1 tRNA gene and 2 rRNA genes (1 of these 3 cut by a window edge) are annotated in these 2,500 nt (G+C 50.8%); all 3 read left to right on the forward strand.

What is annotated here, in order from left to right:
• Positions 1 to 1,329 (forward strand): 16S ribosomal RNA (locus HMPREF2704_RS01705); the annotation flags it as partial.
• Positions 1,330 to 1,382: 53 nt separating this feature from the next.
• Positions 1,383 to 1,455 (forward strand) — tRNA-Ala (locus tag HMPREF2704_RS01710).
• A gap of 123 nt (positions 1,456 to 1,578) precedes the next feature.
• A 23S ribosomal RNA gene (locus tag HMPREF2704_RS01715) occupies positions 1,579 to 2,500 on the forward strand; it runs 1,978 nt beyond the window's last position.

Consider the following 2,500-nt stretch of genomic DNA (forward strand, 5'->3'; position numbering starts at 1 on the left):
TGCATCACTAAGAGATGGACCTGCGTTGTATTAGCTAGTTGGTGAGGTAACGGCTCACCAAGGCAACGATACATAGCCGACCTGAGAGGGTGATCGGCCACACTGGGACTGAGACACGGCCCAGACTCCTACGGGAGGCAGCAGTAGGGAATCTTCGGCAATGGGGGCAACCCTGACCGAGCAACGCCGCGTGAGTGAAGAAGGTTTTCGGATCGTAAAGCTCTGTTGTAAGAGAAGAACGAGTGTGAGAGTGGAAAGTTCACACTGTGACGGTAACTTACCAGAAAGGGACGGCTAACTACGTGCCAGCAGCCGCGGTAATACGTAGGTCCCGAGCGTTATCCGGATTTATTGGGCGTAAAGCGAGCGCAGGCGGTTAGATAAGTCTGAAGTTAAAGGCTGTGGCTTAACCATAGTACGCTTTGGAAACTGTTTAACTTGAGTGCAGAAGGGGAGAGTGGAATTCCATGTGTAGCGGTGAAATGCGTAGATATATGGAGGAACACCGGTGGCGAAAGCGGCTCTCTGGTCTGTAACTGACGCTGAGGCTCGAAAGCGTGGGGAGCAAACAGGATTAGATACCCTGGTAGTCCACGCCGTAAACGATGAGTGCTAGGTGTTGGGTCCTTTCCGGGACTCAGTGCCGCAGCTAACGCATTAAGCACTCCGCCTGGGGAGTACGACCGCAAGGTTGAAACTCAAAGGAATTGACGGGGGCCCGCACAAGCGGTGGAGCATGTGGTTTAATTCGAAGCAACGCGAAGAACCTTACCAGGTCTTGACATCCCTCTGACCGCTCTAGAGATAGAGTTTTCCTTCGGGACAGAGGTGACAGGTGGTGCATGGTTGTCGTCAGCTCGTGTCGTGAGATGTTGGGTTAAGTCCCGCAACGAGCGCAACCCCTATTGTTAGTTGCCATCATTCAGTTGGGCACTCTAGCGAGACTGCCGGTAATAAACCGGAGGAAGGTGGGGATGACGTCAAATCATCATGCCCCTTATGACCTGGGCTACACACGTGCTACAATGGCTGGTACAACGAGTCGCGAGTCGGTGACGGCAAGCTAATCTCTTAAAGCCAGTCTCAGTTCGGATTGTAGGCTGCAACTCGCCTACATGAAGTCGGAATCGCTAGTAATCGCGGATCAGCACGCCGCGGTGAATACGTTCCCGGGCCTTGTACACACCGCCCGTCACACCACGAGAGTTTGTAACACCCGAAGTCGGTGAGGTAACCATTTGGAGCCAGCCGCCTAAGGTGGGATAGATGATTGGGGTGAAGTCGTAACAAGGTAGCCGTATCGGAAGGTGCGGCTGGATCACCTCCTTTCTAAGGAAATGGAAACCTGTACGTTGGTCTTGTTTAGTTTTGAGAGGTCTTGTGGGGCCTTAGCTCAGCTGGGAGAGCGCCTGCTTTGCACGCAGGAGGTCAGCGGTTCGATCCCGCTAGGCTCCATTAACACTGTAAGGGTGTTAAGATTGAACATTGAAAATTGAATATCTATATCAAATAGTAACAAGAAAATAAACCGAAACGCTGTAAATATTTAAAGAGTTTAGGTCGTAAGACCAAAAATAAGGTTAAGTTAATAAGGGCGCACGGTGGATGCCTTGGCACTAGAAGCCGAAGAAGGACGTGACAAACGACGAAATGCTTTGGGGAGCTGTAAGTAAGCGACGATCCAGAGATGTCCGAATGGGGGAACCCACTAGCTAATGGCTAGTACTCCTATCTGTTAAGGATAGGTAGAGGAAGACGCAGTGAACTGAAACATCTAAGTAGCTGCAGGAAGAGAAAGCAAAAGCGATTGCCTGAGTAGCGGCGAGCGAAACGGCAGGAGGGCAAACCGAAGAGTTTACTCTTCGGGGTTGTAGGACTGCAATGTGGACTTAAAGATTATAGAAGAATGACATGGGAAGGTCAGCCAAAGAGAGTAAGAGCCTCGTATTCGAAATAGTCTTTATACCTAGCAGTATCCTGAGTACGGCGGGACACGAGAAATCCCGTCGGAATCTGGGAGGACCATCTCCCAACCCTAAATACTCTCTAGTGACCGATAGTGAACCAGTACCGTGAGGGAAAGGTGAAAAGCACCCCGGGAGGGGAGTGAAATAGAACCTGAAACCGTGTGCCTACAACAAGTTCGAGCCCGTTAATGGGTGAGAGCGTGCCTTTTGTAGAATGAACCGGCGAGTTACGATATGATGCGAGGTTAAGTTGAAGAGACGGAGCCGTAGGGAAACCGAGTCTGAATAGGGCGGATTAGTATTATGTCGTAGACCCGAAACCATGTGACCTACCCATGAGCAGGTTGAAGGTGAGGTAAAACTCACTGGAGGACCGAACCAGGGCACGTTGAAAAGTGCTTGGATGACTTGTGGGTAGCGGAGAAATTCCAAACGAACTTGGAGATAGCTGGTTCTCTCCGAAATAGCTTTAGGGCTAGCGTCGACATTAAGATTCTTGGAGGTAGAGCACTGTTTGGGTGAGGGGTCCATCC

Source organism: Streptococcus sp. HMSC076C09 (genome assembly GCF_001837905.1).
In the GTDB taxonomy this organism is placed as follows: Bacteria; Bacillota; Bacilli; order Lactobacillales; family Streptococcaceae; genus Streptococcus; species Streptococcus parasanguinis_I.